The 22480-nt window shown below is 42.0% G+C and carries 18 protein-coding genes; 13 read left to right on the forward strand and 5 right to left on the reverse strand.

Annotated features, from left to right (window positions below; translation table 11 throughout):
- Positions 1-142: 142 nt before the first annotated feature.
- Complete coding sequence (gene pdxR / locus BAE31_RS14830; RefSeq protein WP_076840816.1) at positions 143-1582, reverse strand: MocR-like pyridoxine biosynthesis transcription factor PdxR; 1440 nt, start codon at positions 1580-1582, stop codon at positions 143-145.
- A 145-nt stretch (positions 1583-1727) separates the two neighbouring features.
- Here pdxR and BAE31_RS14835 point away from each other — a divergent pair, with 145 nt between their 5' ends.
- From BAE31_RS14835 to BAE31_RS14845, 3 genes are all read left to right on the forward strand, one after another.
- Positions 1728-2897, forward strand: coding sequence for an MFS transporter (locus BAE31_RS14835; protein WP_076840817.1), 1170 nt, complete (start codon positions 1728-1730; stop codon positions 2895-2897).
- A 65-nt stretch (positions 2898-2962) separates the two neighbouring features.
- Complete coding sequence (locus BAE31_RS14840) at positions 2963-3241, forward strand: barstar family protein (protein WP_076840818.1); 279 nt, start codon at positions 2963-2965, stop codon at positions 3239-3241.
- 210 nt (positions 3242-3451) lie between these two features.
- Positions 3452-4405, forward strand: coding sequence for an LCP family protein (locus BAE31_RS14845; protein ID WP_034282168.1), 954 nt, complete (start codon positions 3452-3454; stop codon positions 4403-4405).
- Between the two features lie 68 nt (positions 4406-4473).
- Here BAE31_RS14845 and BAE31_RS14850 read toward each other — a convergent pair whose 3' ends face one another.
- On the reverse strand, positions 4474-4836 hold the full coding sequence (locus tag BAE31_RS14850; protein ID WP_041110028.1) for a YhjD family protein: 363 nt from the start codon (positions 4834-4836) through the stop codon (positions 4474-4476).
- Positions 4837-4993: 157 nt separating this feature from the next.
- On the opposite strand from BAE31_RS14850, the gene BAE31_RS14855 reads away from it, so the two are divergent.
- Together BAE31_RS14855 and lepB are read left to right on the forward strand one after the other, a co-directional pair.
- Positions 4994-5611, forward strand: a complete 618-nt coding sequence (locus BAE31_RS14855) for a TVP38/TMEM64 family protein (protein WP_024425492.1) — start codon at positions 4994-4996, stop codon at positions 5609-5611.
- Complete coding sequence (gene lepB / locus BAE31_RS14860; RefSeq protein ID WP_041110030.1) at positions 5611-6123, forward strand: signal peptidase I; 513 nt, start codon at positions 5611-5613, stop codon at positions 6121-6123. The genes BAE31_RS14855 and lepB overlap by 1 nt, the downstream gene beginning before the upstream one ends.
- 38 nt (positions 6124-6161) lie before the next feature.
- Here lepB and BAE31_RS14865 read toward each other — a convergent pair whose 3' ends face one another.
- Entirely contained in the window at positions 6162-7307 is a 1146-nt protein-coding gene (locus tag BAE31_RS14865; RefSeq protein WP_041110032.1) for an AbrB family transcriptional regulator, read from the reverse strand.
- 266 nt (positions 7308-7573) lie between these two features.
- Between BAE31_RS14865 and BAE31_RS14870 the strand changes: the two genes are divergently transcribed.
- From BAE31_RS14870 to BAE31_RS14880, 3 genes are read left to right on the forward strand one after another with little or no spacing between them, the layout of a single operon-like run.
- Entirely contained in the window at positions 7574-7996 is a 423-nt protein-coding gene (locus BAE31_RS14870; RefSeq protein WP_024425495.1) for a BlaI/MecI/CopY family transcriptional regulator, read from the forward strand.
- On the forward strand, positions 7989-8828 hold the full coding sequence (locus BAE31_RS14875; RefSeq protein WP_034282157.1) for a M56 family metallopeptidase: 840 nt from the start codon (positions 7989-7991) through the stop codon (positions 8826-8828). Before BAE31_RS14870 ends, BAE31_RS14875 begins: the two co-directional genes overlap by 8 nt.
- A 57-nt stretch (positions 8829-8885) precedes the next feature.
- Positions 8886-9296, forward strand: coding sequence for a DoxX family protein (locus tag BAE31_RS14880; RefSeq protein WP_076840819.1), 411 nt, complete (start codon positions 8886-8888; stop codon positions 9294-9296).
- 197 nt (positions 9297-9493) lie between these two features.
- On the opposite strand, the gene BAE31_RS14885 is transcribed toward BAE31_RS14880, so the two are convergent.
- Complete coding sequence (locus BAE31_RS14885; RefSeq protein ID WP_034282153.1) at positions 9494-9940, reverse strand: ferritin-like domain-containing protein; 447 nt, start codon at positions 9938-9940, stop codon at positions 9494-9496.
- A 152-nt stretch (positions 9941-10092) separates the two neighbouring features.
- On the opposite strand from BAE31_RS14885, the gene addB reads away from it, so the two are divergent.
- From addB to BAE31_RS14910, 5 genes are read left to right on the forward strand one after another with little or no spacing between them, the layout of a single operon-like run.
- Positions 10093-13602 (forward strand): helicase-exonuclease AddAB subunit AddB, encoded by a 3510-nt coding sequence (gene addB, locus BAE31_RS14890; RefSeq protein ID WP_076840820.1) that lies wholly within the window; start codon positions 10093-10095, stop codon positions 13600-13602.
- On the forward strand, positions 13580-17284 hold the full coding sequence (gene addA, locus BAE31_RS14895) for a helicase-exonuclease AddAB subunit AddA (RefSeq protein WP_076840821.1): 3705 nt from the start codon (positions 13580-13582) through the stop codon (positions 17282-17284). The genes addB and addA overlap by 23 nt, the downstream gene beginning before the upstream one ends.
- A gap of 26 nt (positions 17285-17310) precedes the next feature.
- Positions 17311-18486, forward strand: a complete 1176-nt coding sequence (gene sbcD / locus BAE31_RS14900) for an exonuclease subunit SbcD (RefSeq protein ID WP_024425501.1) — start codon at positions 17311-17313, stop codon at positions 18484-18486.
- Positions 18483-21878: an AAA family ATPase gene (locus BAE31_RS14905; RefSeq protein WP_076840822.1), complete on the forward strand. Its 3396-nt coding sequence runs from the start codon at positions 18483-18485 to the stop codon at positions 21876-21878. The genes sbcD and BAE31_RS14905 overlap by 4 nt, the downstream gene beginning before the upstream one ends.
- 19 nt (positions 21879-21897) lie before the next feature.
- Positions 21898-22197 carry an HNH endonuclease family protein gene (locus tag BAE31_RS14910; RefSeq protein WP_034282144.1) on the forward strand — a complete coding sequence of 100 codons (300 nt, stop codon included), beginning with the start codon at positions 21898-21900 and terminating at the stop codon, positions 22195-22197.
- A 47-nt stretch (positions 22198-22244) separates the two neighbouring features.
- Here the strand turns inward: BAE31_RS14910 and BAE31_RS14915 are convergent, their stop codons facing one another.
- A complete protein-coding gene (locus BAE31_RS14915) occupies positions 22245-22463 on the reverse strand; it encodes a spore germination protein (RefSeq protein WP_003211468.1) in 219 nt (72 codons plus the stop codon).
- Positions 22464-22480: the final 17 nt, after the last annotated feature.

The following is a 22480-nucleotide window of genomic DNA, read 5'->3' on the forward strand; positions in this document are numbered from 1 at the left end:
ATATTGATTATTATAACAATATCCGAATTCAATTGAAATTAAACAGCCAGTCACCAAAAGAGTTTCGGCAACTGGCTGTTTTATAAAGGTGTTTTGATCCCTGTCTCAAAAACGGGGGTCAGTCCCAACCTTCCAGGCTTTTTTAGATGTGAAGGATTTTCTTTAAACGGCGAACGCCCTCTTGAATCATGCTTTCGTCCGTACAGGCGAATCCTAGCAGTAATCCCTTTCGACTGCTTTCAAAACAATAAGGACTTAATGGATAAATGCCAACGCCAGCTGCTTTTGCTGCCTCAATGCTTCCTTTTTCATCAAAGTCTTGCGCTCCTTCTAAAAAGACATGAAGGCCCGTATCGGTTCCGTAGATACGGAAGTGTTTGTCAAAGTGATGTGTCAAAAGGGCTTCCATCATGGCTGCCTGTCTTTTTTTATACAACTGTCTCATTCGCCTGACATACCGCGTGAATTCTCCTTCTTTGAAAAAAGAAGCGAGTGTGATTTGTTCCATGATGGGCAGCTGCCTTTGAATGAGTGATTGCAGTGCGGCAATTTCTTTCATGACTGCTTTGGAGCCGACAATGGCAGCCAGGCGGATGCCAGGTGCCAGCACTTTTGAGAAGCTTAAGATGTAAATCACATGCTCGGGTGCTTCTGAAAATAGGGAAGGGAGCGGCCCGCCATGGTAACGATAATCTCCATCAAAATCGTCCTCTAATATATAAGACTGATGGCTGACAGCAAACTTCAGCAGCTGCTGCCTTCTGTTTACACTCATACATACTCCAGTTGGACGCTGATGGGAGGGCGTCACAGCAATCAGTTTTGTTCGCCGGGGCAATGTGTTCACCACCATTCCTTCTTCATCAACTGGTGCGGGGTGAATGTTCATTTTGCGATGCATAAACGACAGCCTTGCCCCAGGAAAACCTGGATCTTCAACAGCCACTGTATCACCTTTTTTAAGCAATACCTGTGAAATCAAATCAATGGCTTGCTGCGTGCCACCCGTTAACACCATTTGATCTTCTTCTACATCGATCCCGCGTTCAACAGATAAGTATTGGCGTATTTCTGAACGTACTTCCCATAATCCATGCGGAGAGGAATAGCCCCAATCCTTCATATCTAATCGCTGTAATGCTTTCATGAGCGAGCGCTTCCATATGTTTTGAAAGTGGTCGTCGATGGCTGGCTCCTGATGACGAAAATCAATATCAAGCTTCTCATGAAATTGATTGGCTGACAGCCAATGATCCATTTGTTTTTCGGCCTCTTCAAAGTGAGGTCTTATCGGAGGTGAAAAAGGCGGTTCACTTTGATAGGGAGGGGAAGCTGTATATTGATCGCTTGAAATGACCTTGGTACCGCCTCTTCTAGATGTGCTCACGTAACCTCTTGCCAGCAGCTCATCATAGGCAAGCTGTACGGTTGATCTTGATACATTAAGCTCCTGTGCTAACACTCTTGTCGGTGTTAACTGATCGTCAGGATGCAGTTTTTGTGTATGAATTTTTTGAATGATCTCAGTCACGATTTGCTGCCAAAGCGGAGTAGAGCTTGAACGGTCTAAATGAATATACATCGTGCACCTTCTCTCGTTTTCACATCATAAGTTGATGATGACACGGAATTATGGACTGGTCAATAGTGTCATTTTTGGATGTAGGAAGTAAGCCAAATGGTGTGTACACTGTTCTCATATGCAATGACATAGAGGAGAGAGTCAAATGATCCCAGCATCCAAAGAGGAAACGGCACACCTATCCATCATCCCGTTTATTTTCGTTTTACTTGGTCTTTTTATGATTACGATTGCTGTGAATCTGCAAGTGCCCCTTTATACGGCGTATGCAGAACACGCAGGGTACGGAAAGGCGGCAACAGCACTTGTATTTGCCGCGTATGTCTTCGGACTTATTCCAGTTTTGCTTTTTCTTGGCGGCATTTCTGACCGGGTTGGACGCAAACCGATTTTATTGGTTGCGCTTAGCTTTTCGTTATGTGCCACCTTGTTGATGATTATCCACCCTTCCATACAGATGCTCTTTGCTGCCCGGCTCTTGCAAGGTGTCGGACTTGGTCTTAGTGTTGGAACATGCACCGCATATTTGATTGCTTTATATCCAGAGAAGTCAGGCTGGATTCCAACTTTTATTGCACTATGCAGTTCGGTTGGATTTGGGGGCGGTGCTCTTTTTACGGCACTTCTTTCTTTTCAGCGTGTGTCCCTCACGCCGCTTAGCTATTGGATTGTGCTGGCTTTTTTGATCTTAACCATTGTGGGTGTCTTCTTTTTCGTGCCACCTGTCCAAGGAGATTCAGGTAAACCGATGATGAACATGCCAAGATTTCCAAAAGGAACAATGCCGGCGAATGCAGCCATTGCTATCGCATGGTCGGTGTGCGGCCTTGTCATTTCGATTTTGCCAGCACAGCTTAAACTAAATGGTTATGAATTGTGGGTAGGGCCAGCGCTTTTTTTAATTAATATGGCAGGTGTCCTGATGCAGCCCTTTGTGCGCAAGATGAATAGCAGTACAGCACTCCTTGCAGGGTTTATCTGTCTTCCATGCGGATATGGCCTCTTGCTATACGGTGCAAGCAGCGGGTCTATCTTCCTTGTGCTTGCCGGAACGATGCTGGCGGGTACTGCCTGCTATGGATTTACTTATTTAGGTGGACTTCAGCTCATTGTTGAGCGAGGGAAAAAGGAGGCGGCTAGAGCCGTTGCAGGGTATTACTTGTTTGCCTATTTAGGACTTGGTATTCCGAGTGTTTTTGTTGGACTCTTTGCTGATATATACGGTACTCAGATCGTGTTAACCCTCTTTCTCTTGATCGTTTTGGCTGCCTGCCTCATTCTCTTGATCTCAGGTGTCAGGCAGAAACAAAAGTAAGATGTCCATCTTTCTCTTTCTCCTCCAATTCGTTTAAAATATAGGTAAGAGAGGGGAAGATGAACATGAAAAAAGTGCAGCTTGATGGCGCAGCGTGCAGGTCGCAAGAAGAGCTTCATGACGAGCTAAAAACAGTTTTACACCTTCCTGACTATTACGGGAAAAACCTTGATGCCCTTTGGGACTGTTTGACAGGAGAGGTGACTCTTCCAGTAGAACTGACATGGGTGAATTTTCAAACGAGCAAAGACGCTCTTGGTGATTATGCTGAGAGCTTGCGTCAGTTATTTCAAGAAGCAGAAGAGGAATTGAAAGGACAATTTCAATTGAATATTCAATCATGATGTAAAAAGCAGCCGCTGCCGCAGGCTGTTTTTTTGAATTTCCGGTTCTTGAATGTTTCAGTTAGATTGTAAATAGGTGAGCCCTCTGCTGTTTAAATAATTTTTTATTGTGGATACATAAAAATATGTTGCGTGAAGGAAACTTTCATCAAAATATGATATAGTGGAACCTACATTGATAGACTAAGATAGAGTGAGGGTTCGGAAAGGATGAAGGAAAAAAGATCAAAAAGAAGACTAAGGCCTTGGGTAAAAGCTGTGCTGTTTATCATGGCATTTGTCATGGTGATGGCAGTGTCCGTGACTGGATACGCATACTATAAAATTTCAAAAGCGTCGAATAAGGCGCAAGTATCATTAGAAAGAGGAGACACCTCGCAAAAGCGTGTGAAAGCTTTTGATCCAGGAAAGGACAGCTTTTCGGTGCTGCTGCTTGGAATTGACAGCCGTCCAGGTGAAACGGTAGATGAAGCAAGAAGTGATGCGGTCTTACTGGCGGCGGTGAACCGAACAGACAAAACCATTAAGCTTCTCAGTATTCCTCGTGATTCTTATGTAGATATACCGGGAAGAGGATATGATAAAATTGCTCACGCCCATGCGTTTGGGAGTGCAGATTTGTCAGTCAAAACGGTCGAAAATTTGTTGAACATTCCTGTAGACTATGTGATTTCAGGGAACTTTAAGGCGTTTCAAGACATTGTGGATGAGCTAAATGGAATTGACGTAACGATTGAAGATGAAAGCATCGCAAAACAGATGGAAAAGGATTCAAAAGGGAAAGTTCAAGTGCAAACAGGCACTCATAGACTGAATGGCGAAGAAGCTTTGGCCTTTGTGAGAACGAGAAAGGCTGATAGTGATCTCATGCGCGGAAAGCGCCAAATGGAAGCACTTCAAGCCATCTTTGAAAAATCTAAATCGATTTCTTCGATCCCGTCATACGACAACATCATTGATACGCTTGGTGATAATGTCTCAACCAACCTTTCCATGAAACAGTTCATCGGTCTTTTTCCATTACTGAGCTCATTGAAATCAGTTGATACGATTCAGCTAAAGGGCCATGATTATCAGCCTGGGAATGTATATTACTTTGAGTTAGATGGACCAGGATTAGAAGAAGTTAGAACAGAGCTGAGAAAACAGCTTGAATTATCATAAATAAGAAGGAGCCTGCCGCAGCGGCAGGCTTTTTTTGCATGGGTACCACGCCGCATTTCAGCAAGAAGTTAATTTGCTTGATGCAGAAAATATGCAGTCAGCAGTTCCTCTACTCGATGACGTATACGCGGATTAAAGTATTTATGCTTTTCTTCATAGCCATTTATGATAAATAGATACGTTGTAAATCCTTCATCGTGTTCAATTTGCTGTACTTTCATATTTTCTTTACGTAAATGCTGCTTCAGTTCGTAAAGTGCTTTCTGTGCTTCCTTTAACACAGAGGTCACAAGCTGAATGTATGGTTCATTTAGTTTAAATGTTTGATGTTGTTTTAAGTGTGTCAGGTCACGATTGAGGATGGAGATGACCATTGGAAGAAAGATGGCCTGTTCCATCATCTGAAGCTGTATTCTTGTTAGTCTTGTCATGTCCAAGCCTGCTTTCTTTATGGATAGAACAAATGTTCTTATTTATTATATCGAATGAGTCAAACAATCTCAAGGGGGGCGAGTGGGATTCATTTGTATATTTTTATGTTTTCCATGTAAAATGAAATGTAGACAAACCTTGAAGGAGTCAAACAAGTTGACATCATTTCTTTCTCTATTTACTCATGAAAATATCACATCATTTTTTGAAAGCTACAAGGCCTTTGGACCAATTGTCGCTATATTGCTTCCTCTGATTGAAGCATTTCTTCCGTTTTTACCACTTGTGGCGTTTGCGGTGGCCAATGCAAATGCATTCGGCCTTTGGGAAGGCTTTTTATTAACCTGGATCGGTGCAAGTGCAGGGTCTATTCTTGTCTTTTTACTGATCAGAAAATTTGGACAGATGAGAATGCTGAACTTTATCAGCAGACACCCTTCCATTAAGAAATTGATGCTTTGGGTAGAGAAGCGGGGATTTGGTCCGTTATTTATTTTACTCTGTTTTCCTTTTACACCTTCTGCAGCTGTCAATGTTGTCGCAGGCTTATCAAGAATTAGCATGTGGCAATTTTCATTAGCTGCTTTAGCTGGTAAGTGTGTCATGCTCTTTATCATTAGTTTTATCGGTTATGATCTTTCTGCTTTAGTAAAGAATCCGTTAAGAAGTGTTTTTGCGGTTCTAGTTATCGTTTTATTATGGTATGTTGGAAAGAGAGTAGAAAATAGGTTGAATATTCGAATGAGCAAGCGTGAGGACAAAGGAGGCTCTTAATGAAAAAGAAGCCATTGCTATGGTTGATGATTATTACATGCATCGTCTTATTGTTCCAGGTAAAGAATTTCATGTTTGTGAAGTATAAAGTAGAAGGGGTTAGTATGGACCCTACATTTACAGATGGAACAGAATTATTAATCAACAAGTTCTCGCCAAAACTCACGAAAATTAATCGGTTTGATTATGTGTTATTTCACGGACCCAAAAATCAAATTTTGATCAAACGAGTCATTGGGCTCCCAGGAGAATCGATCAAGTATGTAGATGATCAGTTATTTGTCGATGGGGCAAAATGGAAAGAACCCTATTTAAAAGAGCAGAAAAAACATAAAATGGGGAATGTCCTGACAGGAGATTTTCAGCTGAAAGCCATCACAGGGCAAAATAAAATCAAAAAAAACCATTACTTCGTGATCGGAGATAACCGAATACATAGCTTCGACAGCCGGCATTTTGGAACGATATCAAAGGATCAAGTAGTTGGTGTCAAAAGAAATCAGGATGAATAAAAAAAGAGGCGCTCTGCACATGCAAAGCGTCTCTTTTTTTATTTTGCGGCTTTATATTCAGGATGTCTTTTTGCCCAGACATGATGTAAGAATCGAAAAAACGGTGGCAGCATCGCAATGACAAGAATGATTCTAACGACTTGTACAGCTACTACAAAGGTTGAGTCCTCATGGAGTGTGACTGCTGTTGTTGCCATTTCTGCAATACCGCCAGGCGAAAAGGCAAGAATGGCTGTAATGACAGAAATGCCTGTGACCTCTGCAATGGCAATTGAACTGAGAACCGTTGCAGCAATCAGCCCAGCTGAGCTGACGACGGCCACAATTAACGTGTTTTTTAGCCCGACAAACATCTGTTTATTCATTTTTGACCCGATGGTTGCACCTAGAAATACCTGTGATGCGATATTCGCTTGTGCTGGCCAGTAAGGAATCAAATCATGACCTATGAGCGCACCTGCACCTACTTGAAGAGCTGCAACTCCTAACATGCTGCCAATCAGCCAAGGGGCAGGGAAATGAAGCCGAACCGCGAGGCGTGACATAAGCCAGGCACCTAAAATAAGTGCGATACTCCACGAGATATTTGACAGGGTGAAAACGCCGGATGAAAAGGCGCTCCCTTGCACGGTTGCAGCTGCATCCGCTGGATTTTTTGTATTTAAATAGAACACCGTAAATGGGATGGTGAGTACCACCATTAATACACGTGTTGTTTGTACGAGACTGACAACGGCTGTATTTGCTCCAACCTCTTGGGCAATCCCTGGCATAGCAGATAAACCGCCTGGTGCTGTTCCGACAAAGCTGGTCAGCATATCTGTTTTACTCAGCTTCCATAAGGCAAAGCCAGAGAGCATCGCCAGTAGAATAGAAAAAACGAGCATGAAACTCACAGGGAGCCAATGTTCAGCGAAAATATGAAGAACTTTCATGTTCATTTTCTGTCCGAGTTCGATTCCGAGAATGAATTGACCAAGGAGTAGCCATCTGCTGTGAATACGCAAGGTGTTGTTTCCTTTACGCTGAAACAGGGTGGGACGTCGCATGGCAATAAATGCAGCTGTGATTAATGTACCGACCATCCAGCCAATAGACATTCCTGTTAAAGACAAAAGAAATCCACCTAAACCGCTTATCGCGATCAAAATGAGATCGGTTCGAAGGCTGTTTCCTTGTTTCATCACATGTAAACCTTCTTCCTATAAATTTGTTCAGTAAGTGAAATGTTGTTATCTTCACTATAATACAAAAGTCTCTATAAATAAAATACGAATTTTTTTACCATTTTCATAAGATTATCTTATCGTGAATCGGATAGCCTATTGATATAAATAGGTTCGTAATTTTTACCAAAAAGCAAGGTAATATGCAACGATTTTCCCCTATTTTGGTTATCTGTTGACTATCATTTTCAATTACACTACAATGCTTAGTGTGAGGTGATGACATGAAAATTCCTTCTTTTAAATATAATGAAAAGGGATTGAATCGCTTTTTCGGTCCTTTAGAGGGAAGGATTATGGAGATCCTTTATCAAGGTGAGGATATGCCGATTAAAGAAGTGCAGCAGAAGCTGTCAGATGAGAAGCCGATTAATTTCAACACGGTGATGACTGTGCTGAACCGCTTAACCGAAAAGGGAATTGTCGAGAAGAAAACAAAAGGGCGTTCATCTATTTATAATCCCATTTTAACAAAAGAAGAATTTCTAAATGAGCAGACAAAATGGATTACCCAAGGGCTGATGGACGATTTTGGTCCACTGGCAGTGAATCATATGGTGGATGCAATTGAAAGTGCTGACCCTGAATTACTCAAAGTGCTTGAAGCAAGGCTGGCATCCAAAAAAGAGGAGCAGCAAAATGAATAAAATGAAATCGAGCCTGCTGTTTTTAGGCGGTATATTGATTGGTTTAACGATTTTTTATCAGATGGGTTATTACGTGCTTTCAAGCTTTTTTGGCTGGAATCAAGCATATAATCTCATTCATGTATGCCAGTCTGTTCTCGAATTCTATGGATTCACTCCTTTGAAATATTTTCTAGATGCTTTAGTCCTCTATACACTGGGATTTGCGATTTTCTATATGACGAAGCAAATCAAAACGTACATTCAATTCAAGCAAAATCTGATGCTTGCAGTCGATTACCACTCGACCGAATCTTTATCTGAAAAATATGCAAACGACATCATTGTGTTTCATTGTCATGAACCGCTTGCTTTCGCCATGGGGATGCTTCACCCAAAGGTTTACTTATCAACATCTCTCATGGACATGCTGGATGAAGAGGAGATTGACGCTGTTGTTTATCATGAATTACACCACAAATACAGCTATGACCCTTTAAAGGCTTTCACATTCTCAATGCTCACAAAAGTCATTTGGTACATTCCAGTGTTAAAGCATATGAGACAAAGCTATTCCGTTTTTCGTGAAGTGATCGCAGATGACTATGCGATTCGGCAGACAGGCACTGAGCTTGGAGTAGGGCAAGCCCTTTTGAAACTGATTAAAAAGAGAACGCAGTTTCAAAAACAAACGAAGTTTGCGGTATCCTTTGGAGATCGGGCATTGAATTTAAGAATACAGAAGATCTTAAATCCAACATACAATATTCCTTTCAATGTACCCATCATTCCCATTGTCACATCAACCATTCTCATGGTGGCCTTAATGATTATGCTTAACCTAAATTACTAATTTTTTTTACTTATTAACATTACATTATGTAGTGTAAAAACAGGAGGAAATCACTATATGAAAACAAATCAAGAAATAGGAACACTTTTTGTACGTGTTATTTTAGGTATCATCTTCTTTCTACACGGACTTCAGGCATATCAAGGAGGTCTGGGGGGAACAGCGGCATTCTTTGGACAAATCGGTGTACCGGAATTTATGGCCTATATTGTAAAGACAATTGAGCTGGTCGGTGGAATCGCCTTGATTTTAGGTCTAGGAACACGTATTTTCGCAGCATTATTTGTACCAATTATGGCTGTGGCGATTATTACGGTTGGTTTTTCTAAAGGATTTGTTGGCGGTTATGAATTTGAACTATCGCTGCTTGTCATGGCGCTTTATTTAACACTTAGCGGCAGTAAGATGCTGTCCATTGATGGGTTGCTAAAACATCGGCAGCAAAGCAAGGAAGCAAAATTTCATTAAGCGATCATGAAAAAAACTCCTTCTGCTATTTGTGGCAGAGGAGTTTTTTTATTTATCAAATTGTCGTTTTCACGTTTGAAAAAGTGAAAGAGATGAGGGATTTGTTGAGAATAGTATTTTATTTGATAGATTGAATGAACAAAAAGCCGATTTCATTTTTTGACGGAACATACGATCTCCTATTAAAATAGGACTATCTAAGACACATGGTGCGTTAAAAGATATAAAAACCATACAGCATGCTGCTGTTCATCTTGAGCGATACGTTTCATCAGCTCTTTTGTTCCTTGATCCCGGACATAATCTGATATCGTTAAGTAAAAATCGACCGTTCTTTGTTCATCTTTAAATGCGAAAAGAAGCCCTTCTCTAAATTGATCTGGACAAGGTTCTGTTACGCTTGGTTTGTGGTTTTTACCTGTTAAAGAATAATACAGCTTTGAAAATAGTTGATAGTGTCTGACTTCATCCTGGCGTATTTCTTGAATGATTTTTTTTGCCTCAGGAGTTTTTGCTCTTTGGGCAAGTTTTTCGTAGCATTGGATCGCAGAATATTCACCATTGATTGCTTTTTCAAGATCTGAAATGATTCTTGTGTTTTGGCGCATGTCATATGGCGGGTAGTCATAATAACCGTAATACATGATATTGCCAGCCTCCTTTGAGTTCATGATGGTTTATGATATGAGAAGAGTAAGGAAAGGTGCCTATATCTTTTTAGGAAGGAGAAGGGGAAAATAGCTATTTACTTTTATTTTCGCTAGAATATGAGTACATAAGAAAGGTGTTGTGGAGCGTGGAGATTCAGTTTTTAGCAGGCAGATCGGGGAGTGGAAAAACGACTGCAATCTTAGAGGAAATCAAAGAACAGCTTCGGCTTGATCCGTTGGGTCCGCCAATCATTTTTTTAGTCCCGGATCAAATGACATTCTTAATGGAATACGAGCTTGCAAAAACGTCTGAAGCTGGCGGGATGATCAGGGCCAAAGTATTTAGTTTCACGCGTCTTGCTTGGTCTATTTTACAGCAGACTGGCGGAGCGAACAGGCAATTTGTGACAAGCACAGGAATTCAAATGCTTTTAAGAAAAGTGATTGAAGAGGAGAAAGAAAAGTTTAAGGTATTCAAAAAAGCGAGTGATAAGCCGGGGTTTGTCGAGCAAATCGAAAAGACGATGGCTGAGTTCAAGAGATACTGCATGCTGCCGGAGGATATTGAAAAAATTTCATTATCGAGCATGCATTCAGAGTATACAGAAGAAAGACGGGCAGCCGAGAAATTGCATGATCTGCATGTTCTTTATCAGCAGATGGAGCAGCATTTACAAGATGAATATGTGCACTCAGAAGACTATTTGACGCTTCTCACGCAGCAAATTCCTTTATCTGAAGAAATAAAAGGAGCACACATTTATATAGATGGTTTTTATCAATTTACACCGCAGCAGCTTCTCGTCATTGAACAGCTTCTGCTGCATGCTGAGAAAATAACGGCTGCTTTCACAGTGGATCGTTCCTATCATGATAAACAGCCAAATGAACTTGAATTATTTCGTATGACAGGTAAAACGTATTTCCAGCTCTATCAGCTTGCCAAAGAGTGCGGCGCGTCCATTTCTGAGCACATTTTGGAGAGAAATAACCGTCATCTTCATACGCCAGATCTTGCTTATTTAGAACGGCAATATGAGCAGAGACCGGTGAAGCCATATCAGGAAATAACCCCTCATCTCACAGTATCTAAAAGTGCAAGTAAACGAGCTGAAATTGAGGGAGTAGCGAGAGAAATTCTTCATTTAGTGAGAGAAGAAGGACTCAGACTGCGAGATATTTCGATTGTAGCGCGGCATGTAGACGACTATAAAGATACGTTAAAAGAGGTTTTTCGAGATTACGATATTCCTTTTTTTATTGATGGAAATGAATCGATGCAGTATCATCCGCTCATTGAATTAATTCGTTCGAGCTTGGATGTCATAAAAGGAAACTGGCGTTATGAGGCCGTTTTTCGCTGCGTGAAGACAGAGTTCTTATTTCCGCTCGAACTTGCCAAAAACAAAGCGAGAGAACAGGCAGATCAGCTTGAAAACTACTGTATTGCTTATGGTGTAAAAGGAGAACGCTGGACAAACGGTTCCCGTTTCCATTACAGACGATTCCAATCCTTAGATGAGGATTTTGGACAAACAGATCAAGAAATTGAAATGGAACAGATGCTGAATGATGTAAAGGAATGGATCGCACCGCCGCTTTTCCAATTGCAAAAAAGGCTGAAAAAAGCGCAAAAGGTAAAAGACATGGTAGAGGCAGTCTATGTCTTTTTAGAGGAAATACAAGTGCCGGATAAACTTGAAAAGGCTAGGCTGGAAGCTGAAGAAGCAGGTAGATTAGCTGAAGCCATGCAGCATGGACAAGTATGGGATGCTGTTATTCAATTAATGGATGAATTTGTTGAAATGCTCGGTGAGGAGGAGCTCTCATTTCCTTTATTCCAACAGATGATGGATACAGGATTGGCCTCTTTAAAATTCGCTTTAATTCCGCCTTCACTCGACCAAGTATTTATCGGAAGTATGGACTTATCGAGAATGTATCAAGTGAAGTGTATGTTTATCATTGGGGTAAATGATGGCGTTATTCCCGCACGCCCTTCTGACGAAAGTGTTTTGTCTGAGGATGACCGGGAATGGTTAAAACGAGCAGGAGCAGAACTCGCAGAGACAGGAAAGGAACGGCTGCTAGATGAGCAATTTTTAATTTACCAGGCGCTGTCGAGTCCATCTCATCATTTGTATCTGTCTTATTCAGTGTCAGATGAAGAGGGGCGCTCTCTATTGCCTTCGACTCTTATCAAGTATTGTCAGGAGCTTATGCCAAATCATGAGCATGCTATGTATGTGTTAGACCCGGAACAGCTGGATGACAAGGAGCAATTAAAATTTGTAGCGAATGAGCATGTCTCGTTATCGTATACTGTCTCGCAGCTGCAGCAATGGCTCAACCAATACCCCATCAGTGGTGTATGGTGGAGTGTCTATAATTATTTGATGACGTCATCTCATCGGGATGTATCAAAAAACATCTTATCGAGTTTGTTTTTTACAAATCGAGCGAAGCGCTTAAAACCAAACGTCACAAAAGAACTTTATGGTGATCACATTCAAGGCAGTGTTTCAAGAATGGAGAAATTCAATGCGTGTGCATTTTCTCACTTTGCTTCCCACGGGTTAAAACTAAAGGACCGGCAATTTTATAAATTGGAAGCACCCGATATCGGCCAGCTGTTTCACTCGGCCTTAAAGCATATTTCAGATACGCTTGTTGAACAAAAAAAGGATTGGAAAAACCTAACGAAGGATGACTGTGTCAACTATTCAAGACATGCAATCGAACAGCTTGCACCGCGTCTTCAAAAGGAAATCCTATTAAGCTCTAACCGGCATGCTTATATTAAAGAAAAGCTCCAGAAAATCTTGATTCGAGTCTCTTCTATCTTAAGTGAGCATGCAAGAGTGAGTGGATTTTCTCCCGTTGGGCTTGAGTTAGGCTTTGGCGGCCAAGGGCCACTTCCGCCGTTTACTTTTCAATTGAAAAATGGCTGCACGATGGAGCTTGTCGGAAGAATTGACCGGGTGGATAAAGCAGAAGGTTCAAAAGGGCTGCTGTTGAGAATCGTCGACTACAAATCGAGTGAGAAAGGTCTTGATCTAGCAGAAGTATACTATGGGCTGGCCTTGCAAATGCTCACATACTTAGACTTGACCATTACGTATTCGAAGGAGTGGCTCGGTGTAGAAGCAACGCCAGCTGGCATTTTATATTTCCATATTCATGATCCGCTCATTCAAGCACCGATTCCGCTTGCAGAGGATGAAATTGAGCAGGAAATATTCAAGAAATTTAAAATGAAAGGTCTATTGCTTGAAGATGTAGAAGCGGTAAAGCTAATGGATCAAACGCTTGAATCAGGAAGATCACAAGTCATTCAAGCTGGATTGAAAAAGGATGGGTCTTTCCGTTCTGACTCTGCTGTTTTAAGTGAAGATCATTTCCATATACTCACACAGCATGTTCGGCGCACGTTTGAAGAGGCAGGCGAAAGAATTACAAATGGCGAGGTAGCCATTAATCCATATAAATTGAAGGATCAAACACCATGCCGCTTTTGTTCATTTAAGTCTATTTGCCAATTTGATGAATCGATAGAGGATAATGAATTTAGAGTGCTTTCATCTGAAAAGGATGATGTTGTGATAGAACGGATCAAAAAAGAAGGGGATCAGTATGCAAATACCAAAACCGAATAACAGTACTTGGACGGATGACCAGTGGGAAGCCGTTGTTTCAGAAGGACAAGATATCCTTGTTGCGGCGGCGGCAGGGTCAGGTAAAACAGCTGTTTTGGTTGAACGGCTGATTCGAAAAATGACCCGTCCTGAAGATCCAGTTGATGTGGATCGTCTGCTCGTTGTGACTTTCACAAATGCATCTGCGGCAGAGATGAAGCATCGGATCACAGAAGCACTTGAAAAGGAATTAGCCAAGAACCCCGGGTCCCTTCATATGAGAAGACAGCTGTCACTCATGAATCGTGCCAATATTTCTACCCTGCACTCCTTTTGCTTGCAGGTTCTGCGCACCTTTTACTATGAGATTGACCTTGATCCAGGCTTTCGTTTGGCTGATCAAACAGAAGGAGAATTATTAGGAGATGAAGTGTTAGATGAACTGTTTGAGGATGAATATAAGGCTGGAAAGCCAGCGTTCTTTGAACTGGTTGATCGTTACACTTCTGACCGTCATGATTTAGACTTGCAATGGCTTGTGAAGAGAATTTATGAGTTTTCCAGATCTCACCCTTCACCTGAGCAATGGATGAGAGCATTCCTTTCTCTTTATGATGTAGAAGCTCAAACAAAAGTAGAACAATTACCGTTTTACCCATATATCAAAGAGGACCTTTCTCTCGTTTTTCGAAGCTGTCTGGAACTGCTCGAACGAGCTCTCGCCCTATCAAAAGAACCGGGCGGCCCCGCGCCGAGAGCAGAAAATTTTATAGATGATTTAGAGCAAGTCAATGAATTAATCAGGCACCAAGATGATTTTGAGAAGCTTTACGAGCTTTTGCCAAACATCAATTTTAAAAGGCTCAAAACATGTAAAGGGGACGAATATGACCCTGTGCTGTTAGAAAAAGCCACAGATGCACGCAATCAAGCAAAAAAACAATTAGAAAAGCTCAAAGATGAATACTTTATGCGCAGTCCCGCCCAGCATTTGAAAAGCTTAGCTGAAATGAAGCCGGTGGTCGAAACACTTGTGGAGCTTGTCATCCAATTTGGACAGCGTTTCGAAAGAGCGAAGCAAGAAAAATCAATCGTGGATTTTTCGGATTTAGAGCATTATTGCTTACGCATTTTAGCAGAGCAGGACGCGGAAGGAAATTTGATTGAAACAGAAGCGGCCAAGTACTATCAACAGCAGTTTGAAGAAGTGCTCGTTGATGAATACCAGGATACAAACCTTGTACAGGAAACGATTTTAAGGCTTGTCTCTAAAGGGGAACATGCTGCAGAGGGCAACCTGTTTATGGTTGGTGATGTAAAGCAGTCCATATATCGTTTTAGACTGGCTGAACCCATGCTCTTTTTAAACAAATATAAACAATTTACACCAGACGGCAAAGAAACAGGGAAGAGAATTGATTTAAATAAAAACTTCCGCAGCCGTTCAGATGTGTTAGACAGTACGAACTTTTTGTTCAAACAGCTGATGGGGGAATCAGTTGGAGAAATTGAATATGATGAACAAGCTGAATTAAAGCTTGGAGCGAGTTATCCAGAAAGCGAAGATACAACGACAGAAATGCTTCTTGTACATTTAGATCAACAGGAAGCAGAAACTGACGAAGAGAGAGAAGAGCTAGAGACCGTACAACTAGAAGCGAGAGTCATTGCTAAAAAAATAAGGCAATTGGTGGAGCAGCCATTTCAAGTGTACGATTCAAAACAGCAAATGACCCGTAACTTGCAGTATCGGGACATTGTGATTTTGCTTCGCTCCATGCCGTGGGCACCGCAAATGATGGAGGAATTGAAGAAGCAGGGAATCCCTGTGTATGCGAATCTTTCCTCCGGTTATTTTGAAGCAACAGAGGTGTCTGTGATTCTTTCTCTGTTAAAAGTCATCGATAATCCATATCAGGATATCCCGCTTGCAGCTGTATTAAGATCACCGATTGTTCATTTAGACGAAAATGAAATGGCACTGATTCGCACGAGTGATAAAAAAGGCACTTATTATGATGCTGTGAAGGCATTTATGAGTGTGACTCATTCAGATCACCCTACATGCAAAAAACTAGAACGATTTTTCAGGTTGCTGCGTAAGTGGCGTGATTTCTCCATGAATCATTCAGTAGCGGAATTGATTTGGGAAGTATACCGCGATACGCAGTATCTAGATTACGTTGGCGGGATGCCTGGAGGCAAGCAGAGACAGGCGAACCTCCGTGCTCTTTATGATCGAGCGAAGCAGTATGAAAAAGCTGCCTTTAGAGGGCTGTTCCGTTTTCTTCGTTTTATCGAAAGAATGCAGGAGCGTGGAGATGATCTTGGTGCGGCAAAAACGTTCAGTGAAACAGAGGACGTTGTTCGCATGATGACGATCCACAGCAGTAAAGGATTGGAATTTCCAATCGTCTTTACCGCAGGACTCGGCAGGAACTTTAATATGATGGACTTAAACCAGTCCTACTTGCTTGATAAAGAATTAGGATTTGGAAGCAAATATATTCATCCGGAGCTGAGAATTAGCTATGCAACATTACCGCTTGTGGCAATGAAAAAAAAGATGAGGAAAGAGCTATTATCTGAAGAGCTGAGAGTTCTATATGTAGCGCTCACAAGGGCTAAGGAAAAATTATTTCTGGTCGGCTCTGTCAAAAATCAGGTGAAGGCATTAAGCAAATGGCAAAATGCTGCAACCGGAGAGGACTGGCTCCTCCCTGATTTTGAACGTTATCAATCGAAAACATACTTAGATTTTATTGGTCCTGCTCTCATCCGTCACCAAGCAATGTCATCTATTTTAGAAGAAACAGGTGATGTTGTTCTTTCACACCCATCAGCATTCACGATCTCATTTACTCAAGCTTCCGATCTTCTAAAAGAAGATATGTCACTTGAAAAGAAGCAGCAGGACGAGGTGGTACAAGCTTTGATGGAAGGTCTGCCTGTTGAAGAATATGGTGATGCTGATGAGAAAGTAGCAGAGAGACTTTCATGGAGATACCCGTATCTAGCGGCCTCACAAGTCGGCACAAAGCAGTCTGTTTCCGAGATAAAAAGAATGAAAGAAATACAGGATGAGTACAGTGTTCCTTCTTCTCTTCAAAAAGCCCGTGCCACGATGTATGACCGGCCGGCTTTCATGAAGAAAAAAACACTCACAGCCGCAGAGCAAGGCACCGCAATGCATACAGTCATGCAGCATATTGCGCTTCCTTCTGACGAGCCCTTCGATGAAATCCGTATACATCAGCTGCTCGATTCCTTACAGCAGCGAGACTTGCTAACAAATGAACAAGTCCAGTCAATTGATCAAGAAGGAATTGCAGCTTTCTTCTCTACTTCTATTGGTCAAAAGCTGCGGAAAGCGGACTGGGTGAAACGAGAAGTGTCATTTAGTATGGTGTTACCTGTTAAAGAGGTATACAGCCATATTGATGCAGAGGGGGAGCCTGTCCTTATTCAAGGGATGATTGACTGTTTATTTGAAACGGATGGAAAACTATATTTACTAGATTATAAAACAGATAGAGTGCAAGGCAGATATACAGGCGGTCTTGAAGCAGCTGTACCTATATTGAAAAAGCGCTATGAAACTCAAATAGCGTTATATGCACAAGCAGTGGAACGTTTAACAAACAGAACATTAGAGGAGAAAATTCTTTATTTCTTTGATGGGAATTTAGAAATTTCATTATAAATGTATCGGAATGAGAGGTGAATCACATGAGGATTTTGCATACGGCAGATTGGCATTTAGGAAAAACCCTTGAAGGCCGGAGCCGGCTTGATGAGCAAGCACAGTTTTTAGATGAGCTGTATCAAATCGTAAAAGACGAACACATTGATGTCATTGTCATGGCTGGAGACGCCTTTGATACAGTGAATCCGCCTGCTAGAGCAGAACAGCTTTTTTATGAAAGTCTATCCGCCTTATCTGATAAAGGAAAACGTCAGGTCGTGGTCATCTCAGGCAACCATGATAATCCGGATCGACTATCTGCCGCATCTCCTTTAACAAATGATCAGGGGATTCATTTAATTGGATATCCGACAAATGACATCATCCGCGTCGATGTTCCTTCTTCGAGTGAACGTTTATCCATTGCAGCACTCGCTTATCCGTCTGAAGCGAGACTTAACGAGGTGCTGGCTGAAACATTTGAAGAGAAATTGCTTCGCGATCATTACAATTTAAAAATACAGCAAGCGTTCCAACATTTAAGCGCTCAATTTCAAGCCGATACGGTCAATATCGCAACAAGCCATATTTATGTGGCAGGAGGAAGTCAAACAGATTCAGAAAGACCGATTGAAGTAGGCGGTGCATATACCGTTGCAGCTGAAAGTCTGCCAGAAGCAGCCTGCTATGTGGCCCTTGGTCATCTGCACCGCCCGCAAACCATCAAACGTGCCAAAACGATTGCCCGCTATTCCGGGTCCCCTCTTGCTTACAGCTTTTCTGAATCAGGATATGCCAAATCAGTCACGATTGTAGAGGCAAAACCTAATGAAAAAGCAAGCTGGAAAGAAGTGTTGTTATCAAGCGGAAAACCACTTGTGAAATGGAAGGCAACTGAAGGATTGAGCCAAGTACACGAGTGGCTGGATGAAAAACGGGATCTTCAGGCATGGATTGATTTAGAGATTCATTTAACAGATCAGCTCTCCATAGAAGAGATCCATCAGCTCCGAAAGCAGCATAGCGGGTTTGTCCATATTAGACCGAAATTTAAAGAACTTCAGCAAATGGAAGAACAAAAGCAAGCCGAAAAGCTCTCAATCGAAGAGCGGTTCGTGAAATTTTATGAGCGCCAGACAGGCGGCGGTCTTCCTGATGAAAAAACAGTCAAGCTGTTTTTGGAGCTCGCCAATGAAATGCAAGAGGAGGAAGCGACTTGAAGCCGATTACGCTAACCATTAAAGGACTTCATAGCTTCAGAGAAGAACAAACAATTGACTTTAGCTCATTATGTGATGCAGGTGTGTTTGGCATTTTTGGACCGACAGGAAGCGGAAAGTCGTCCATATTAGACGCCATGACCCTGGCACTTTATGGAAAAGTGGAACGTGCGTTAAATAATACACATGGTATTTTGAACCAAGCGGAAGAGAAGCTGTCAGTTTCCTTTACGTTCGCTTTACAAAAGGAACACCACATTTCTTATAAAGTCGAACGTGCTTTCAAGCGGGCAGATGAAATGAAAGTCAGAACGACACTATGCCGTCTGATTGAAATTGGTGATACGCAGACAGTTCTTGCAGATAAAGCGAGTGAGGTCAATCGTAAAATAGAAGAATTACTCGGGTTAACCATTGATGATTTTACGCGAGCGGTTGTCTTGCCTCAAGGGAAGTTTGCAGAATTCCTTTCCCTAAAAGGAACCGATAGACGACAAATGCTACAGCGTTTGTTTAACCTGGAAAAGTATGGGGATCAGCTCGTCAAACGTTTGCGCGCAAAGGCGCAGAATCAGTATGGACAAAAAAATGAACTGCTTGCTGAGCTGAATGGCTTAGGAGAAGCTGGCCCAGAGGCGCTCGCAAAGGCAAAGGAAGCGGCTGAGCAGGCAAAGGCTATTTTTCATGAGAAAAAACAAGCGCGGGATGAAGCGTTCACTGCTTTTACAAAGGCGCAAACAATTTGGCAGTATCAAAAGGAACGAGAAGCTTATGAGACGGAACTAAACCATCTGAATCAACTGGCAACATCAATGGAAGAGAAAAAGGCCAAGCTTCATATTGCTGAGCAGGCAGAGGCATTAAAACCTTATGCGGATGCATTAACAAAAGCTGAAAATCAGCTTTCTCAAGCATTAAAAGAGAAGCAGGAAGCAGAAAATCAGCTTCTGCATCAACGAACGATCTATGATCAAATGACGCAAAACTATGAGCAAGCCAGGCAAAAGAAAATAGAAACTGAGCCAGAACTTCTCCAAAAGAAAGAGCAGCTGATTCAGCTAAAGGAAATTGAACGGAAAAAAGAGGCGGCTCTTCAGGAAAAGACGACAATCGAACAGCGGAAAAATGATACAGCGCAGCAATTATTACAAAAAAAAGAAGAAGCAGATAATCTCCAATCTTTGTTAGAACGTGCACTCGCAAAACAAACACAGCTGAAGCGTGAGCTGGAGCAATTACAAGTCTCTGTAAAAGAACGGAAAAGTGTACAGGATGCTTTGCGTTTAAGCGAAAATGTTCAAAGAATACACCAAAGCATACACAAGGAACAACAAAAGATGGAGGAGCTCAAAAAGCGATCAACACAGACCGCAGCAGCATATGAAAAGCTTCAAAAACAGCAAAAAGACCATCATGAAAAAATAGACCAATCGTTTCAAGCGATAGAACAGCTTTATTTCTATGTATGTGAATTCGAACGGGCTTTTACAGAATGGAGTAAAAGAGAACAAAGTCAGAAGCTCGAAAAATTAAAACAGCGTGATGCTGTTAGGGCGGCAGAATTAAGAAAAGAATTAGCGGCAGAGCTCGTAGATGGTGAGCCATGTCCTGTTTGTGGATCGATTCATCATGACCCAAAGGCATTGGAAAACAATGACCATGAAGAAACAGTGGCACAAATCGATGAAGTGATTCAACGGATGGACACAGAGCTCAAGCAAGCAGAGGAATATACAAGAGACATGTATGCCGCCAAGCAGTTATTGGAAACGCACGCCAATCAATTAGTAAAGCAGTTTTCCTTTTTAACTCAGAAAGCTCCAGGTGCGGAAGTTGCAGCAGCAGTAGAAGCAGTGCAAAAGCCGGAGTCCTTGCAGGATCTCATGCAAGAATGGAAAGGCTTGAAACAAGATATTCAAGAAGTTGAACGTAAACGAGCTCGTTTAATGGATGAAACATATGATCAAGCAGCAGAGATAAGCAAGACGAAAGATCAAATGACATTTGATCAGCAGCGTATCGAAGAATTAGACGGGCTGATCAAGGAGCTCCAATCTGAGCTTTCAGAGCAAACGTCTCAATTTGAACAGGCCTTCCCGCACTTAACATTGCACCAAGTACAAGAGATGCAAAAGCAGATCGACGAAAAGGACCAGCAAGCGGAAGGCTATAAAGAGCGTATTGAGAAAAGTATTTCATTTTTGGAAGAAAAACAGCTGGCAAAAGAACAGCTGCAAACAGCCATATACGATGTAGAGAAGGAACTTGATAAACTCGCGCATCAGCTAGAAAGCCAGCATCAGCTCATTCATCAATATGAAACAGATTTAGGGAGATATCCATTGAAAGCTGTCTCTATTTCTGATGAACTGATTGAAGTTGAACACACGCTTGCTCGTCTCAATGAAATGGAACAGCAATCGTACAAGCAATTTCAGCACGCGCAGGAGCTCTTTAGTGAAGCACAAAGTCATTTTTCAAGCTGTGAGCGTCAGCTTCAAGAGGCTGACCGGAGAAAACAAGAAGCAAGTGTCGCATGGGCTAAAGAATCGGAGTCTTCTCCTTTTGATAAGCCTCAAGAGATTGAATCTGCTTTTATGAATCAATCAGTACGTCAATCTGTTAAACAAGAAATTGACGAATTTGAGGATAAAAGAAAGCAATGTGCCGCAAACTTAAAGCGAATTTCTGAACTGCTGAAAGATGAGTCACTAGATGAAAAGCAATGGACTGACATTCAACTGAGGAAAGAAGCGGCAGAAAAGGCATTGGAAGAAGCAACAGTGATGAGCGGCTCTGCATATGAACATCTGCGTGTAATGGAAGAAAATCACCAGCGATTTGCAAGTATTCATGAACGCTTGGCGGAGCTGCAGCAAGAAATTGATCGGCTCGATAAGTTGCAAACCGTGTTTAAAGGAAATACATTTGTTGAGTTCTTAGCAGAAGAACAGCTGGAAAGTGTCAGTCGTGATGCATCTGCCCGTCTTGGTATTTTGACAAGACAAAGGTATGCGATTGAGGTTGATTCAGAAGGCGGCTTTGTCATGCGTGATGATGCGAATGGCGGTGTCAGACGTCCAGTGTCCAGCTTGTCCGGCGGGGAAACCTTCCTGACGTCGCTTGCGCTTGCGCTAGCTCTTTCAGCGCAGATTCAGCTGAGAGGTGAGTTCCCGCTGCAATTCTTTTTCCTTGATGAAGGCTTTGGTACCCTTGATCAAGACTTGCTCGATACGGTGATTACTGCATTAGAGAAATTACAGTCTCAAAACTTAGCTGTTGGTGTCATCAGCCATGTGGAAGAATTGAAAATGCGGCTACCGAAAAAACTGATTGTCCATCCGGCAGATCCAAGCGGGAAAGGGACAACAGTCTCAATGGAATTAATGTAAATATTGAGGTGATGACGCGGTGGCAAAGCAAACAATTGGATTATGTGAGATGTGCGGAAGACAAGATGTCCTGCTCACAGAACATCACTTAACCCCAAGAGAAGAAGGCGGGGCTTTTTTACCGACTGCCTTCCTATGCATCCCTTGTCATAAACAAGTACATGCCCTCTTTACAAACCAGGAGCTTGCCGCACGTTTGAACACAATTGATGCGCTGAGGCAGGATGAAAAGCTTGCTTCGTACATCAAATGGATTCGGAAACAGCCGGCAAGCAAGCTAGTCAAAACAAAAAAATCGAGACAGCGCAGAAAGAAATAAGCATAAAAAAGCGCTCCTCTATTTGAAATGGATGTAGAGGAGCTGCTTTATGCATTGCCTACCATATTCTGATCATTTAAGTCAGGATCCACATAGTTGGTGGCGCTAATGCCATTATTTAATATCAAGAAATCTCCGGTATTCCCCGCTCCAGAGCCTAAAGCAGATTTTGACGAACTTTTAGGCGACAGGTAGAATGAGTCACCGACGTTTACGACGCCTCCAGAAATAGAGTTAATGTAAATGGGTCCGACAATTGCTGGCATAATCGACATCCTTTATT

The organism is Bacillus sp. I-2 (genome assembly GCF_001974945.1).
Lineage (GTDB): Bacteria > Bacillota > Bacilli > Bacillales > Bacillaceae > Bacillus > Bacillus safensis.

What these genes read in the sequence shown, in the direction of transcription:
- addA (WP_076840821.1), top strand. Translation starts at nt 13,580, where the DNA reads ATGCAAATACCAAAACCGAATAACAGTACTTGGACGGATGACCAGTGG.
- BAE31_RS14865 (WP_041110032.1), bottom strand. Translation starts at nt 7,307, where the DNA reads ATGAAACAAGGAAACAGCCTTCGAACCGATCTCATTTTGATCGCGATA.
- BAE31_RS14870 (WP_024425495.1), top strand. Translation starts at nt 7,574, where the DNA reads ATGAAAATTCCTTCTTTTAAATATAATGAAAAGGGATTGAATCGCTTT.
- BAE31_RS14885 (WP_034282153.1), bottom strand. Translation starts at nt 9,940, where the DNA reads ATGTATTACGGTTATTATGACTACCCGCCATATGACATGCGCCAAAAC.
- BAE31_RS14845 (WP_034282168.1), top strand. Translation starts at nt 3,452, where the DNA reads ATGAAGGAAAAAAGATCAAAAAGAAGACTAAGGCCTTGGGTAAAAGCT.
- pdxR (WP_076840816.1), bottom strand. Translation starts at nt 1,582, where the DNA reads ATGTATATTCATTTAGACCGTTCAAGCTCTACTCCGCTTTGGCAGCAA.
- BAE31_RS14835 (WP_076840817.1), top strand. Translation starts at nt 1,728, where the DNA reads ATGATCCCAGCATCCAAAGAGGAAACGGCACACCTATCCATCATCCCG.
- BAE31_RS14850 (WP_041110028.1), bottom strand. Translation starts at nt 4,836, where the DNA reads ATGACAAGACTAACAAGAATACAGCTTCAGATGATGGAACAGGCCATC.
- BAE31_RS14840 (WP_076840818.1), top strand. Translation starts at nt 2,963, where the DNA reads ATGAAAAAAGTGCAGCTTGATGGCGCAGCGTGCAGGTCGCAAGAAGAG.
- BAE31_RS14875 (WP_034282157.1), top strand. Translation starts at nt 7,989, where the DNA reads ATGAATAAAATGAAATCGAGCCTGCTGTTTTTAGGCGGTATATTGATT.
- lepB (WP_041110030.1), top strand. Translation starts at nt 5,611, where the DNA reads ATGAAAAAGAAGCCATTGCTATGGTTGATGATTATTACATGCATCGTC.
- BAE31_RS14880 (WP_076840819.1), top strand. Translation starts at nt 8,886, where the DNA reads ATGAAAACAAATCAAGAAATAGGAACACTTTTTGTACGTGTTATTTTA.
- sbcD (WP_024425501.1), top strand. Translation starts at nt 17,311, where the DNA reads ATGAGGATTTTGCATACGGCAGATTGGCATTTAGGAAAAACCCTTGAA.
- BAE31_RS14915 (WP_003211468.1), bottom strand. Translation starts at nt 22,463, where the DNA reads ATGCCAGCAATTGTCGGACCCATTTACATTAACTCTATTTCTGGAGGC.